The organism is Marinomonas primoryensis, from assembly GCF_013372285.1.
Lineage (GTDB): Bacteria > Pseudomonadota > Gammaproteobacteria > Pseudomonadales > Marinomonadaceae > Marinomonas > Marinomonas primoryensis.
In genome coordinates, this window is record NZ_CP054301.1 from 1,909,555 (window position 1) to 1,925,452 (window position 15,898).

12 protein-coding genes are annotated in these 15,898 nt (G+C 43.4%); 1 reads left to right on the forward strand and 11 read right to left on the reverse strand.

Features of this window, described 5'->3' with window-relative positions; translation table 11 throughout:
• Positions 1–115: 115 nt before the first annotated feature.
• Complete coding sequence (gorA, locus tag MP3633_RS08765) at positions 116–1,492, forward strand: glutathione-disulfide reductase (RefSeq protein ID WP_176335251.1); 1,377 nt, start codon at positions 116–118, stop codon at positions 1,490–1,492.
• Between the two features lie 338 nt (positions 1,493–1,830).
• On the opposite strand, the gene MP3633_RS08770 is transcribed toward gorA, so the two are convergent.
• The 11 genes from MP3633_RS08770 to MP3633_RS08820 form a co-directional block, all read right to left on the reverse strand.
• A complete protein-coding gene (locus MP3633_RS08770) occupies positions 1,831–3,330 on the reverse strand; it encodes a methyl-accepting chemotaxis protein (protein WP_176335252.1) in 1,500 nt (499 codons plus the stop codon).
• 346 nt (positions 3,331–3,676) lie between these two features.
• Positions 3,677–4,705, reverse strand: coding sequence for a LacI family DNA-binding transcriptional regulator (locus MP3633_RS08775; RefSeq protein ID WP_176335253.1), 1,029 nt, complete (start codon positions 4,703–4,705; stop codon positions 3,677–3,679).
• 191 nt (positions 4,706–4,896) lie between these two features.
• Positions 4,897–5,865: a substrate-binding domain-containing protein gene (locus MP3633_RS08780; RefSeq protein WP_176335254.1), complete on the reverse strand. Its 969-nt coding sequence runs from the start codon at positions 5,863–5,865 to the stop codon at positions 4,897–4,899.
• Between the two features lie 104 nt (positions 5,866–5,969).
• On the reverse strand, positions 5,970–6,944 hold the full coding sequence (locus tag MP3633_RS08785) for an ABC transporter permease (RefSeq protein WP_176335255.1): 975 nt from the start codon (positions 6,942–6,944) through the stop codon (positions 5,970–5,972).
• Positions 6,945–7,051: 107 nt separating this feature from the next.
• Positions 7,052–8,554 (reverse strand): sugar ABC transporter ATP-binding protein, encoded by a 1,503-nt coding sequence (locus MP3633_RS08790; RefSeq protein WP_176335256.1) that lies wholly within the window; start codon positions 8,552–8,554, stop codon positions 7,052–7,054.
• On the reverse strand, positions 8,547–9,743 hold the full coding sequence (locus tag MP3633_RS08795; RefSeq protein WP_176335257.1) for a Gfo/Idh/MocA family protein: 1,197 nt from the start codon (positions 9,741–9,743) through the stop codon (positions 8,547–8,549). The genes MP3633_RS08790 and MP3633_RS08795 overlap by 8 nt, the downstream gene beginning before the upstream one ends.
• 12 nt (positions 9,744–9,755) lie before the next feature.
• Positions 9,756–10,811, reverse strand: a complete 1,056-nt coding sequence (locus MP3633_RS08800; RefSeq protein WP_176335258.1) for a sugar phosphate isomerase/epimerase family protein — start codon at positions 10,809–10,811, stop codon at positions 9,756–9,758.
• A gap of 312 nt (positions 10,812–11,123) precedes the next feature.
• Positions 11,124–12,386 carry a hypothetical protein gene (locus tag MP3633_RS08805; RefSeq protein WP_176335259.1) on the reverse strand — a complete coding sequence of 421 codons (1,263 nt, stop codon included), beginning with the start codon at positions 12,384–12,386 and terminating at the stop codon, positions 11,124–11,126.
• A 67-nt stretch (positions 12,387–12,453) separates the two neighbouring features.
• Positions 12,454–13,041 (reverse strand): alpha/beta hydrolase family protein, encoded by a 588-nt coding sequence (locus tag MP3633_RS08810; protein ID WP_217909070.1) that lies wholly within the window; start codon positions 13,039–13,041, stop codon positions 12,454–12,456.
• Positions 13,042–13,278: 237 nt separating this feature from the next.
• The gene (gene dctP / locus MP3633_RS08815) at positions 13,279–14,328 is read right to left on the reverse strand and encodes a TRAP transporter substrate-binding protein DctP (RefSeq protein ID WP_176335261.1); all 1,050 of its coding nucleotides are present in this window, start codon (positions 14,326–14,328) and stop codon (positions 13,279–13,281) included.
• Positions 14,329–14,478: 150 nt separating this feature from the next.
• Positions 14,479–15,891, reverse strand: a complete 1,413-nt coding sequence (locus MP3633_RS08820) for a heavy metal sensor histidine kinase (protein WP_176335262.1) — start codon at positions 15,889–15,891, stop codon at positions 14,479–14,481.
• Positions 15,892–15,898 lie beyond the last annotated feature (7 nt).

Genomic DNA, 15,898 nt, shown 5'->3' on the forward strand with positions numbered 1-15,898 from the left:
GATATTTTTATTAAAGAGATAATGGCTTAGCGGTGCTGTTCTGGGCGCTTCTGCTATTGAGATCAGACTGGTAAACTGTTCCATACTACATTATGAATTATTTTGGAGACTCAGAATGGCTTATCAGTACGATTTATTTGTTATTGGTGCCGGTTCCGGTGGCGTTCGTGCTAGCCGTGTTGCAGCATCTAAAGGTTATAAAGTTGCTGTGGCAGAAGGCAGCGCATTAGGCGGTACGTGCGTTAATATTGGTTGTGTGCCTAAGAAACTCTTTGTTTACGCTTCAGAATACGGTCATGGCTTTGATGAAGCCGCAGGCTTTGGTTGGAAGCATCAAGGCACTCAATTTAACTGGTCTGTTCTACGTGACAATAAAACCAAAGAAATTGAACGATTAAATGGTATTTATGGCAACTTACTGAGCAATGCCGGAGTAGAACTGATCTCTGGCTATGCCAGCTTTGTTGATGCTCATACTGTGACGGTGGATGGCATAATGTATACAGCAGAGCGGATTCTCATCGCCGTCGGTGCCAAACCTTACATTCCAGAGTTTAATGGCAGTGACTTCGTTGTTAGCTCCAATGAAATGTTCTTCTTGGACGAGCTTCCTAAAAAAGCCCTTGTCGTCGGCGGTGGTTATATCGCAGTTGAATTCGCTGGTATTTTAAACGGACTCGGTGTTGATACCGCATTGGCTTATCGTGGCGACCAATTGCTAAGAGGCTTCGACGAAGATGTTCGAGCGTTCGCCAGCGAAGAATATAAAAAGTCTGGTATCGACGTTCGTTTAAACACCGATGTTGAGCGTATAGAATTGGCCGATGCGGCGAACAAAAATGGCGCGCGCATTGTTCACTTTAAAGACGGACACTCTGAAGAATTTGGTTTGATCCTTTATGCGACGGGGCGAGTGCCAAATATTGGTTCGTTAGCACTAGAGAAGGCGGGTGTTAAAACCGGTAAAAATGGCGCGGTAATCATTGATAATAACTTCACCACGTCTGTAAACAGCGTGTTTGCGTTAGGTGACGTGACGGATCGTATCCAATTAACGCCAGTGGCGATCAAAGAAGCAATGGCACTCATTGCTTACTGGTTCGATGGAAAAGAAGTCGATTTTGATTACGACAACATCCCAACCGCCGTATTCAGCCAACCAGCCATCGGCACCGTAGGATTATCAGAACAAGAAGCCGAAGCGCGCGGCATCGACTTCTGTGTTTATCAAACAGACTTCCGCCCAATGAAACACACATTAAGCGGTGGCACGGCTCGTTCATTGATGAAGTTATTGGTTAACAATACAGATGACAAAGTCATTGGTGCACACATGGTCGGCGACTATTCAGGCGAGATCATTCAAGGTTTGGGCATCGCTATCAAAGCTGGTGCAACCAAAGCAGACTTTGATGACACGGTGGGTGTTCATCCTACCAGTGCAGAAGAATTTGTTACCTTTTCAGCGGGTTCTTTAAAAGAACGCAAATAGCATAGAACCCAGTACTAGAATGGTTTTTTAAAAGACGCAGCGATGCGTCTTTTTTATTCCCTCCTTTTTCTTCAAGGCGAGGGAGGAGGGTGATTTGTCTGTTATGTAGTGCATGAGAGGCGAAGGCCTCAAAGGTCTTGTTTGCTCTTTTGAGTTTAATGCATTATGAATTGCGTTTAAGCACAAGGTCATCAGACCGAAGTTAATTCTTAACGAATATTGTCACTAATAGGCCGATACGATTAGGTTCTAGGTATAAATGAATAGGTTCACATAAACAATAAAAAGGCTTTGTTGTGTTAAACCAACAAAGCCTTTCTTAGTTCTAAAATGAACGTTTACTTCGTTTTAAATACGTTTGCTTTGGTTTCATAGGTGTTTGTAACCAAGGTGATGTCTTTGCTACTTTGCTGAAGACTGATCATCAAATCGGATAAAGATTTAATAGATTTGGCATTCTCTCCAATCTGGTCATTGATTAAGGAAATTACTTTTTCTTGTTCAACGGATTCTTGGGCAATTTTTTTACTAGACAGCGCTACATTACTTACAGAGTGTGCCCTTTCTAATAATGCTTTTGAAATTTTCTCTGCGTGGTCAACACTGATTGATGTTCTTTCCTTGCCTGATTCCATTGAACGAACAGTATTGTTAACGCTTGTATTCAAGTTCGCGAGGACTTTTTCTATATCGTCTGTGGATTCACTGGATCTTTTTGCAAGTGTTCTTACTTCATCCGCAACAACAGCAAAGCCTCGGCCAGTTTCACCCGCTCTTGCCGCTTCGATGGCGGCGTTTAGAGCGAGTAGGTTGGTTTGCTCTGAAATGCTTCTGATAGCGTTAAGAAGCTTTGTAATGGATTCTACGTCTGATGTTAACGAATTGAGTGAGTCTGAAACAGAGGATGTATTTTTTGATAACAGCTGCATATCTTCCATGATTTCTAGGGTTTTATTACTGTCACCTAAAATGCCTTGTTCTAACTCTCTAATAAGGTCGGCTGATTGAGAGCTGCTCACAGTAATGGATCGCATTGTGTGAGAAACGTCTTCCGTTGATGTCGCAACCAGCTGAGCGCGTTGGTTACTTGCAACAACATGATCTGTTACTTCTTCACTGATTTTCTTAATTTGACCACTACTAGCCACTAACTCATCCGCGATGCCTTTATAATCCGTAAACAGATTTCCCAGTTTATCAAGTAGTGAGTTAAAGGCAATTTCGGCGTTTGAGGCAGGATTGGTCAATCGGATTGATAAATCATTATTATTTGAGATGGTTTCTATTGCATGGGCAATTTTCATATTTGAGGTGGATTCTTTTTTCATTAGCAATGCCATATAAATCAATATAATTGCTTCACTAATGGCAAAAACACAATGTACAACCATCACCCATATAGTATGAGGCCCAGCAAAAATCATAATAGGCATGTCACCTATGTGAGTTCCCGCCATTTGAATAAACATAAAACTAATATGATAGATGGCAGTGGTTAACAATGCCGCGATGATTGGCTTCCAACTTTGGTAGATTAAAAATACGACCATAGTGGCGAAGATATGGAAGTGCATCTCGATCATGCCAAGCTGGCTCTGAATCAAAGCAGATGACGTCAACATCACTAAGATAGCAGCGCATATAGAAAATGCTGTACTGCCTTTAAAAAAAGTATAGGCAAATTGAGTAAGCATAAAGAGGATAATTGAGCTTATCAAAGTTAATGAAAACGACCCCGCTCCAACCAGCCCACTGATCAACAAAACAGGGATCTGTAAAAGTAAAAAACGATAAATAAATAAATCATTTTTCAGAGTGGTTTCTATTGGTGTCTTCATTATTGGTTTCCATTTGATTTTAGTGATTCTATGTTACGTCCATAGAAAAATAAGGTTAATTTCTGAGCGAGTTTAGGACCCAAGCCTAAGTACGTCAAAGGTATTGATTTGGATCTAAAATAGAGCATAAATCAAATATTAGTTGTTTTGTATGGTGTGCTTTTGTGTATTTGTGTAGGTATTTTAGTTTCAATCCTGATCTGGCTCAGTAAATATCCTATTTTCTTGTTAGAGATAGTTAGTTCATGGTGAGGCGTTGGGTCGTAAAAGCTTCAAGTTATTTAAGTCCAGTCGGATGCGCGCAGACTACTCTGTTAAGTAGGGTATTGCTCAGCGTGATGAACGGTTATAAATCTACTTGTAAGCGCTGGTCTATCGGTGGTGGGCAGGAGCTTTCTCGCACAATTAATTGGGTAGGGAGGGTCATTTCAGGATTAGGTTTTTTGCCCGATAAAATGTCGAGCAACAGTTTCATTGAGGTTTCTCCAATGAGCTGCCGTGGTTGGTGAATCGTGGTTAATTCAGGCACGCAATATTCACTGAGCGCAAGATTATCAAAACCAATAACCGACAACTCACTGGGGACTGGAATACCCATTTCTCGCGCTATTTTTAGTACGCCAATCGCAGCCTCGTCACTGTGGCAAACAATGGCGGACGGTTTATTGTCTAAGGACAATAGTTGCTTGCCAAGGTTGTAGCCTGCGATGTAAGACAAATCGCATTCCAAAATATAACCTTCGGTAGAGGGGAGCTTCCACTTTGTCATGGTTTCGGTGTGACCATTTACGCGGGCATTATATACAGGATTGCTTCTTTTTCCTGTGATGCAGGCTATTTTGTAATGCCCCATCATAATCAAATACTCAACGCCTTTTTTTGCGCTGTAGTGATTGTCTATATGCACGGTGGGTACCGGTATGTCGGAAAAATATTCACCAGCAATCACAATAGGTAATTTTACTTCACCGGCACTATTCACAATCATAGATTCAGGCACATCAGAAGAAAGCGATAAAACACCATCTACTTGTTTACTGTCGAATAGATCAAAGTAACTGCGCAGCCGAGAGGACTCGTTACCCGCATCACCAATGAGCAGTTTGTAGCCGTTTTTATGTGCGAGCGCTTCGATACCGTGTACGACATCAGAAAAAAATGTGCTGTCTATATTGGGAAGCACAACGACAATGGTTTTAGACTCACTTTTACGTAAGCTTCTGGCAAGACCGTTAGGTGAATAACCCGCGTCAGAAGCGGCTTTTTCTACTTTAAGACGAGTGATTGGTGACACCATCTCTGGGTTAGTCAATGCTCTAGAAACGGTCGCGGTCGATACGCCAGCGAGCTTCGCTACATCTTTAACGGTGGCCATAAAAGTCCAATACCAAGCAGAAAGAAAAAAGAATGGCGCCCAAATGCATAGCCTTTTAATGATGGGTCGATAAAAACCGCCATATTACCAAAATCCTTCACTAAGCGCAGTGGCTATTGCATAGGAAAATAGTATTGAGACGGTAGAGTCATTAAGGCTTGAACCCTAATGACTCTGTAGTAAAGACCGTGTTAGTAAGCCGCGTCTTTAAAGTAATACTCTGCGGCGTTTTCTTTAGTCACCAAGTCAGCACCTAAAATAACGCGAGATGGCTCGTGGTATAAGTAGCCGAGCTTTTCGTTTTTCACACCATGAACGGCCAATGCGATGCCAGAAGCAATCATAGATGGGCTATAAGTCACGGTCGCACGTACCATTTTGTTGCTATGCTGAATCATTTCGATAATGTCTTTAGAACCTGCACCACCCAATACGGTTTTGATGTCTGTACGGCCAGACTCTTCAATTGCTTTTAAAACACCTTTTAGCATGTCGTCATCTTGGCACCATACAGCGTCAATTTCAGGGTGTTTTTGTAGAAAGTTTTCCATCACGGCTAGGGCTTTTTGAGTTGACCAATCGCCAGGTTGCGAATCAAGAATTTTGATGTTCGGATAGCCCGCTATAACATCATTAAAAGCGTCAACACGCTGTTTGTTGATCGGGATCTGCATGCCTTCAATGACTACAATGTTTCCTTTCCCAGACATTTCTTTGGCGAGCCATTGAGCACCAACACGGCCTAAACCTTCATTGTCCCCTGCGATAAAGACATTTTGAGCTGGATGGGCAAGTTCTCTATCCACGACCACTGTATAAATCCCCTCGTCGTAGGCTTCTTCAATCACCTTTTGTAATGTCGCTGGGTTATGAGGAAGAATGACCAAGGCATCTATGCCTTTTATCATCAAATCTTCCACGTCGCCGACTTGTTTCGAGCCTGAGCTAGAAGCAACGACATAAAACTCAATGTCTTTTTCTTTGGCTTTTAAATCTGCAGCGGCTTTATTCGCCCACCAAAGTAGACCCGCAGTCCAGCCATGGTCGGCAGATGGAACACTAACACCGACTTTGTATTTGGCCGCATAGCTTGAGCCAACAAAGGCAAAAAGCATCGTAAATACTGCGATTACTCTCATGATGTTATTTTTATATTTCATGGAAACTCTCCGTTTTACATTGTTTTAATAGTGAGCAAAACAGTGGTTTTACTCGTTTGTTAGCCTTTCTTCTTATGCATTACATATTAAGAAAGACGAAGTCGTTAGCGGTCGCCTTTGAATTGAACAAGCACCGCAGTCAAAATCACGAGACCTTTCACCATGCCTTGTAGGTAAGGTGAAATTCCCATTAAATTCAGCATGTTATTAATAATACCTAGGATGATGGCACCAATAACGGTGCCCCAAATAGTGCCTTTACCACCGGATAACGCGGTACCACCGATGACAACGGCGGCAATGGCGTCTAGTTCATAAAATAAACCAGCATCGCCAGGGCTAACGGAGTTTAAGCGCGATGCTAATAACACCGCGGATATGCCAACCGACACGCCAGCGATGACGAAGGTAAGGAAATATACCCAGCGGACTTTAATTGCGGAATATGACGCGACTTTTGAGTTTGAACCTACCGCACAAACATGGCGGCCAAAAGCGCTGTGTTTTAGCAAGATATGGTAGGCAATGGCTAATAATAAAAAGATCCAAACCGGGTAGGGGATCGCCCATAAATAGCCACCGCCAATGTCTGCGAAATGGTTGTTTTCAGACACCATCTCCCCAGCATCACTGATGTACAGTGTCATAGAACGGAAGATGGACATGGTCGCTAATGTAGCAATGAAAGAAGCGACTCTCCCTCGTGTGATAACGAGACCATTAATGGCACCAAATACGCCACCTAATGCAATGGCAGAGGACACCGCCATGGCAACAGCCCACCAGCCATCACCAGCACCATTGATAATCATAATAGACAGCACGCCAACCAACGCCACCATCGAACCAACAGACAAATCAATGCCGCCCGCGATGATGACAAAAGTCATGCCGAGGGCAATGATGCCAGTATAGGAAACCTGCCTTAATACATTGGTGATGTTACGTGGTATTAAGAAGTGCTCACTGGCAATGGACGAAAATATAACCAGTAGAACTAACGCGATAAAAGGAGCATAAGTCGCTATATCAAGCCGCTTTAAGCGTGTAATCATGGGCGACAACGGAAGCATGGCCATAGTAAATCCTCAAGTATTCTTATTGTTATTTGCACGCGTGAGTTCGATAAAAATCACAGGTGTTATTTAGTTGTGTTTTGGCTATAGATGACGAACCGCTCGTCGCTCTAAGCCTGAGCCATGGTTTTTAAGCCAGCAGCGTAATACATAATTTCTTTTTCATTAATGGCATCACCAGTTAATTCCCCCATGATTTGTCCAGACCTCATCACCATGACGCGATTCGATAACCCCATTACCTCTTCAAGTTCAGATGAAATTACAATGATGGAAACGCCTTGCTCGGTTAGTGAGTGGATAAAATGGTAGATTTCCTTTTTTGTGTTCACGTCGATACCGCGAGTGGGCTCATCAAGAATAAGAATGCTCGGTTGAGTATCCATCCACTTTGATAAGTACACTTTTTGCTGATTGCCTCCGCTTAAATTTGCCAAATTGGAATGCAAAGAGGCGGCTTTGATGTCAAAACGTTTGACATAATCTCGTGCGACACTGTTTTCCTTTTTATGCTGAATAAGCCAGCCTTTGACATAAGACGCTAATGAAATCAGAGTGATGTTTTTTGGAATATCAAAATTCATGATCAACCCCTTTCCTTGTCGATCTTCTGATAAATAGGCCAAATTATAAGCCACGGCATCGGCTATAGAATGGATCGCGACTTTCTCGCCATTTATTTCGATGTCCCCGCTGTCTTTTTTGCGCAATCCCATCACGGCTTCTGCCGTCTCGGTACGTCCTGCACCGATTAAACCAGCAAAACCAAGTACTTCGCCTTTTTTGAGGTCGAAATTAATGTCCTTAAGCACATCTTTAATGGATAAATTACTCACTCTGAGGACAACATCATCACTTGGTATTGTGCGTTGCGGATAAATTTGATTTAACTCACGACCAACCATTTTACGAGCCATGTCTTCTTCATTGATCTCTGACACATCATCGACACTCACCAAATGGCCGTCTCTTAGAATGGCCAAACGATCGCAGAGTAACTTCACTTCTTTGAGTTTGTGCGAAATGAAGATAATGGTGACACCACGCTGTTTGAGTTTGTCGACCAAGGAGAAAAATATATCGACTTCATGGTCTGTCAGAACCGTAGTGGGCTCATCCATAATGAGAATACGCGAGTCATTGACCAGTGCTTTCGCAATTTCCACCATTTGCTTCTCAGCAACACTGAGGTTTTCAATCAGCGAATCAGGGCTCAAACTGGTTTCTAATTCTTTTAATAATACGTTCGCTCTGTCACGCATCACCGATTTATTGAGTAAAAACCCTTTTTTAATTTCGTTGCCAAGAAATATATTTTCAAACACATTTAGGCTGCTGATTAAGTTGAACTCTTGCGGAATCATCGCAATACCTAAGCGCTTTGCATCAGACGCAGACTGAATGGACACTTCAACGCCATCAATCTTAATACTGCCCGTTGTTTTGGTATAAATGCCGCTGATGATCTTGAGCAGGGTGGATTTGCCTGCCCCATTTTCACCTAACACGCCGAGTACCTCGCCAGCAAAAATATCCAAAGTAATTTTGTGCAACACGCGTACACCAGAAAACTCTTTGACGATGCCGCGTATTTGCATAATGGGTTCATTCATTTACTTTGCCTCTTGGTGACTGTGCATTTGGCTGGTGGGCGTTAAGCGAATGCCACGCACTATCGTTAGCCGATGAGGCTAGCACGGCAGTAATGAATTTCATGCCTTCAACACCATCATCAATACTGGGGATTAACCCCTGAACAGAGCGGACATCAGCACCGTCTTCAATGGCGTGAATCGCGACGGCAATGTCCACATACAAATTAGCAAACCCTTCCAAATACCCTTCTGGGTGTCCGGCAGGTACGCGAGAAAGACGATTGGCTTCTTCACCTGCGCCGTGGCCAGCTCGAGTGATTTTCTGTGTTGATTCGCCCAATATGGATAGCCATAGTTCATTAGGGGACTCTTGTGCCCACTCAATGCCTGCTTTCTCGCCATAAATGCGAATCTTTAGACCATTCTCATTCCCCGGCGCCACTTGGCTAGACCACAACATGCCTTTTGCACCACCGTCAAAGCGCAGCATGGTGTGGACGTTGTCGTCCAAACGTCGACCGCTCACAAATGCGGTTAAATCCGCAGAGACTTGATGTACTTTTTGACCTGAAATAAAACAAGCTAAATTAAACGCGTGTGTTCCAATGTCACCCAAACAGCCCGCCATGCCAGATTTTTCCGGATCAGTGCGCCACTGGGCTTGCTTGTTGTCCGTACTTTCGGCCTGTTCTGTCAGCCAATCTTGGGCGTATTCCACTTGGATAACGCGTAGCTTCCCCAGTACGTCGCTATCAACCAGGTGCTTGGCGTGTCTAACGAGCGGGTAGCCGGTGTAGTTGTGAGTAAGAGCAAAAAAGGCACCGGATTTGGTTACTAGCTTTTTAAGTTCCAAGGCTTCGCTTAAATCCTTTGTCACGGGTTTATCACAAATCACGTGAATGCCTTGTTCTAAAAATGCTTTGGCAACGGGGTAGTGCATGTGGTTGGGTGTGACAATAATCACCGCTTGAATGCCGTCTTTGCGCTTTTTTTCTTGTTTGGCCATGGCTGAGAAAGAGGAATAAGAGCGCTCGTCATTAATCCCAAGGCGCCGAGCAGAGCTAAGAGCTCGGTCAGGGTCAGAGGACAATGCGCCAGCAACCAGTTCATAACCATCGTCTATGCGAGTCGCAATGCGATGCACCGCACCAATAAAAGCGCCATCACCGCCACCCACCATGCCGATACGAATACGTTTGTGCGTCATGATCTTCTCCCGTTAACTCAAGCCAAGAAGTCGGCGGTTCATTTCGTTATCAACGCCGCTGCTGGCAAAGTCATCAAATGCGCGCTCAGTTACTCGAATTAAATGATTGTTGACAAATTTAACGCCTTCTTCGGCACCGGCTTCTGGGTGCTTCATGCAGCATTCCCATTCAATAACCGCCCATCCGCCAAAATCATATTGGGTGAGCTTAGAAAAAATGCCTTTAAAGTCCACTTGGCCATCGCCTAAAGAACGAAAACGCCCAGCGCGATCGATCCAGTGTTGATAACCGCCATAAACACCTTGTCTGCCGGTTGAGTTAAATTCGGCGTCTTTTACATGGAACATCTTGATGCGTTCATGATAGATGTCGATGAACTGCAAATAATCGAGCTGCTGCAACACAAAGTGAGAAGGGTCAAAAAGGATGTTGGCTCGTGGATGATGGTTGGTTGCTTCTAAAAATAGATCGAAGGTGACACCATCGTGTAAATCTTCTCCAGGGTGGATTTCATAGCAGACATTAACGCCGCAACGATCAAATTCATTCAGAATCGGAATCCAACGATTGGCCAATTCTTTAAAACCGGCTTCAACCAATCCCGCTGGCCTTTGTGGCCAAGGGTAAAGATAAGGCCAGAGTAGAGCGCCGGAAAAGGTGGCGTGATTGGTGAGGCCTAAATTTTTGGAGGCTTGTGCGGATTTGAATAATTGGTCGACGGCCCATTTTTGGCGAGCGTCTGGATTGCCTTTGACATGATCTGGTGCAAAGCCATCAAACATATCGTCGTAAGCGGAATGAACGGCGACCAGTTGTCCTTGCAAATGCGTAGATAGCTCAGTCACTACCATGTTGTGCTTCGCGAGAGTGTCTTGAATGTATTTGCAGTATTCGAGGTCGCTTGCAGCTCGGTCTAAGTCAAACAGTCTTTGATCCCACGTTGGGATTTGAACGCCTTTAAAACCAATGCTTGCCGCCCATTCAATGATGTTTTCAAACGTATTGAACGGTGCATCATCGCTGGCGAATTGAGCAAGAAACAGCGCGGGACCTTGTAAAGCTTTCATAATATTACCCCCATATTTATTTTTATTTGAGTGGTTTTTATTTATTGTAATCGATTACATTTTCTAGCATAAAAAAAGACTTTTCCAATATTTTTTGTAAAGTCTTTCTAATGATTTTGCTTGAGTATAGTTATTTTATGCACCAAGTAAATGGATTTACGCGATAAAATGAGAAAAATTCATCATTCAAAGCAATGTAACAAGATGAAAAATTATTACAGTAGAAGTAATTACAATGCTTATTATATGAGTATTTTTTTGAAAAAAATATTAACGTCGTCAGGGCTTTAGTCTCAATAGAACGATCCATATCTATAAGAAAAATCCGTTCACCAATGAGCAGAGTAGCCACATAAAAATAGCATAATAAACGCTGTTGGTAACAATGATCTTAGTGGGGATTTGGTAGCGGCTGGTCATTAATAATCCCAGCCCAGTTAAGCCACTGCTGCCCGCTGATATGGCCCATGCGCTTAAAAACAAAAAGCCGAGCTGTGTGGGATCGGGATGTAAAGGTAATAACATGGGGCTGGCGATCGCAATGCTCACAACGGGATGCACGCCGATGATGCCAACAACAATCATGCTGGCCAGCGTGAGTGAAAATAACAGCGGACTAAAGGTAAAACTGTCTAAATTAAAAAGCTGAGGATAGCTGAGAATAATCGCACTAATCCCATTGGAGAAAACGCCAGCGCCTAAAAATAGGGCAAATTGACTGCCGATTTGTGGCAGCTTGTGGTTTACAAAATGCGATAAGCTTTTCCATCTAGAGGCGGTACGCATTAACAACATGGTCGCACTAGGCGCCATAAGGCAAATCAATACCAGAATACTGATGTCCGGCCAAATAAAATGAAAAAATATGACGCACACAGCCAGAAACAACGGAATAAAAAGGCTTTCTCGACGAATGGGATAGCCGTTAAAGTCTCCTTTTTTTCGTAGATAAGCTTCAATACTTGAAAAAACAATAGCAGTGAACCCCATGGCAAGCCCAGGAATAAGCGTCTTTTGCCATTGCATACCTGGTGCGTAAATCAGCGCAATACCCGTAGCCACAAAAAAAGGCGACCACCAAGCGGCAGCCGAAAAGTTACGCGTTAATATAAATTGCTGTATTGGCGTCAGCTTAATCGCGCCTTTCATGCGATCTGCAAACACCATGATCACCGATAGATTGATCACCGCGCCTAAGACTTGTACGCCTATGGCTGTATTGAATATGGCGCTGAGCCCCGTCGGTAATGCTCTACTTTTATCCGTTGTACTGGTGAGATCTAAAAAAGACACTGCCACAAACATAGCGAGCATGGGTAAATTTACCGCAAACACTTGCTGCCAAGACATCCATATCCCTTTTGACCCCGCAAACAGTAACGCCGCGATACCAACCCCCATAAGCCAACTAACCTGACGCTTTGCACTCGGCGCAAGCGTGTGCCACATGGCGACATTGGCAGTCCATGCCAGCAGTGTTGGCAGTAGAACGGAAATGCTCTGTGTGACGGAAAGCAGATAAAAAATCAGTGTGCCAAGCACAAACCAGCCAGTAAATTTTTTGATGGAAGCCATGACTTAAGATGTTTCCTTACCCTAATAATACGGTACTTGTAGGCTGACATATTAAGCCAAATAGCGTTTAAAGTAAGTTTTCGCTGTAAAATAAGGTGAGTTTATTTATTGTCTCATCAAGGGACTGTGATGTTTCATTATCCTTGATGCCTTTCGTCCATTGAGTCACATAAAGTGTTTTTTTGTGGGGGATGTTGTTGTCTTCTTTCGTTATGTAAATAGCTGGTTTTTTTGGTTGATAAGGAAGAATTGTAGCGGAATAAGTATTTAAAAATGTTAAAGAACAGTCTTTTTCATGACGAATTCGTAATACGCCGATTGGATTGTTTTTTCCCATGTATTGGCGGATATAAGAAACCATACCGTGAATATCATCAGTGCGATCTAGGTCGGTGCTCACGAGTTCAGTATTAAGATGGTTAATCTCATAAAAGGCGCTATTAGTCGTCAACGACATATAGCCGCGTGCTGCGAAACGCCTAGCATACAATGCTTCTAATGGCTCTGCGGCTTGGCTATTATGATGTGCAATAACAATGATAGGGTAGCTGTTCGTATGATCAAAACTTTCTGGCGTGTATATTGTTACAGGTATTTCATTTCCGCTTAAGCGATAGATGATGGAAAGGGTATTTATTTTCTCATTGACACTCATTGAAGTGTCGTTTATCGACAATGGAGTGTGAATGGTTACGGTGTTACGCTCTATAAAATCTGTCCCAAATATGAATAGAAACGCAAAAAATATGGCGATGAAAATAAAGTGTTTCAAATTCATTTTCTATTACCTGTAGAAAGCATAATGACGAAGTGCTCGTTGTTTTCAATTCTATTATTAATAGCCCCCCTCAGCGTTTTTATAGGTTGAGTTTGGGCTATGAATATCATTTAACTAGTCATTGTATTGATTCAGGATTAGCTCGACACGATTAATAACATCAATCGTTTTTTGTGTGTTGTTCGGCAGACCTTTAGCCCAACTGCGTTGGTGAGAGGCAAAGTCAGATGTGTTGGCCCATGTCTGGATTTCTGCATCTGTTAGCTCTCTTACTGAGTTGCCTTCATGTTTAATGGTGCTGACCATTTCTGCGTAGCTTTTATCCATCGCATCGCCCAATAAACCATACGCGTATTCCGCCGCACGATTAAACGCTTGTTTGTCTTTATCCTCTAATTTCTCCCACACATCATTATTAATGGCGATGATGTATAAATGACCTAGCCACAGTTTTTTAGAGATAAGCGAGTGTTTTGCGGTTTTATGGAGATCAAGATTATAAGCGCTGTCGATATTAACCAAAATACCATCCAAGCGGCCGTCAGACAGGGCGTCATAGACTTCTGGTCCCCAATGCATTTTTACCGGTTCAGCGCCTGCACTTTTAAGAAAATCAAGGTGCCAGAAACTTGCAGAACGCCATTTTTGCTCTTTTATTTGCTGTAAATTAGGCAAAGATTTGGTGCCAAAAAAGCCTGCTGGAAAGCCTGTTGATAAAAAGATAGGGCGAATATTATTGTCGTCTAATTCCTGGTTGAACTCGGGAATGGTATCGAACACTTCACGAAAAAAAGCAACTTGCTGATCGCCAGAAGGGCCAACCGGAAAGCCTTTGAAAATCTGATGAAGCGGCATTTCTTTGGATTTGTATTCTGGTACGATCACACTAATGTCTGTTTTCCCCGTGCTCAATGACGGCAGCGCATCGTACGCGATGGCAAGTTCGCCATCCCAATGAGTTTCGATTTTGAGTCGACCTTCAGATTCCCTTTCTACCGCAGGAAAAAACACGTCATTGAGGAAGTGCATTCTCATGCCATTAAGCGGTTGGTGGTCGCTGTATTGCAATATTGTTGGTGCTTGAGCTTGAGCTTGAACTGTGCCAAATAACACACAGCCAATAGTGACGAGTTTTGCGATGGACCTAATCGAGTGTTTGATCATGGAAATTCCTCTGAACATTATGTAATGGAGTGAGAAAAATAACGGCTGTCATTGACCTGTTTCCCAAATGGATGGGGACAGCAATGGCGTCAGCTATTTAATATTCATTCACTGTAGCAAAACGATAATGTCACTAGCCTGACACTAACCTTACTTTTTTGTCAGAATTGAATTTTCCATTTGATTTGGGTGATTGATGGACAGCGTTAATCCGAAGGTATTCACGCCGTCACGACTGGTCGCAAACACATCGCCTTTGTGCATTAAGGCAACCGCTTTCACAATGGAAAGCCCCAATCCGTGGTGTGTTCTGCTGTCGCCTCGGGAAGAGTCAACACGGTAGAAACGCTCAAATAATCGATTAAGATGGGCTGGATCGATCGGTTCGCCTTCGTTGGACACGGAGACAAAAACGTCACTGGCATCCATTGTGATGGACACCAAAATGGTCGATTTTGGGTTGGCATAACGCACGCTGTTGCCTAATAAATTGGCCAAAGCGCGATGAAACAGACGACAGTCAATGCACGCGATTGCATCGCCTTTGATCTCGACATCAAGCGCTCTTTCTTCGAGCAAAGGTTCAATGTATTCAACGGTTTTAAGGGCTTCTTTTTTCAGCGAAACGTCCGATATTTGCGTCGCTCTTTCACCTGCTTGAGCATGAGACATGAACAACATGTCGTTGACTATCGACGTCATGCGTTCCAATTCTTCTAAGTTCGAGCCGAGTATCTCTTCCAGCTCAGCAATATCATGTTTATGCGACAGGCCAAATTGGGTTTGACCAATCATGTTAGTAAGCGGCGTTCTGAGTTCATGCGCTACGTCTGCGTTGAAGCTTTCAAGTTGTTGCCATGCGACTTTCTGGCGATCAAGGACACCATTAAATGACGCCGCTAAGGCTTGCAGTTCATTGGGTAAATTCGTGGTGTCTAGACGCTGATCGTAATTCCCCGCTTCCAGTTTTTCGGCTTGCGAACTGAGTCTTTGCACTGGTCTCATGCCCATTCTGGAGATAGCAAACCCCAGTAATGCCACCAAAGAAATTCCCAGTATACTGATGAGAATCAGCGTCCGCGTGAATTCGTTTAATGTTCCAACATACGCCGTAGAATCAATAGATACGACAAAACGTAATGCGGTATTTTCGCCATCAAACGACGTAAATGTTGTGTATAGGTAGCGATCAGACGACAACTCACTATCGGATGGAGTACGAGTGAATCCGCTGGTTGATGGGATTTGGCTTGCGTCAGACAAGCTGTTATCGCCGAGAAGAACCGTTGAATCCGCGTCGAAAATCCAGTATTTCACTCTGCCGCCTTCGGCCTCGACTAGGTTGGAGAGTTTGTTGTCCAACCGTTTCCAGGCTTCTGGTGAAGCTCGCGAGCTGACCCAAGGTGCGATCAAGTTGGCTCTAAACTCCAACTCATTGTGCATTTGTTTGGTGAGTGAATCGTCCAGCGAAGACCGAAGATATAGGCCATAAACGGATAACATCAACACAGAGCATAAAACAAACATGACTGATAATCGGCTGGAAATAGACGTTGTTTTCATAAATACC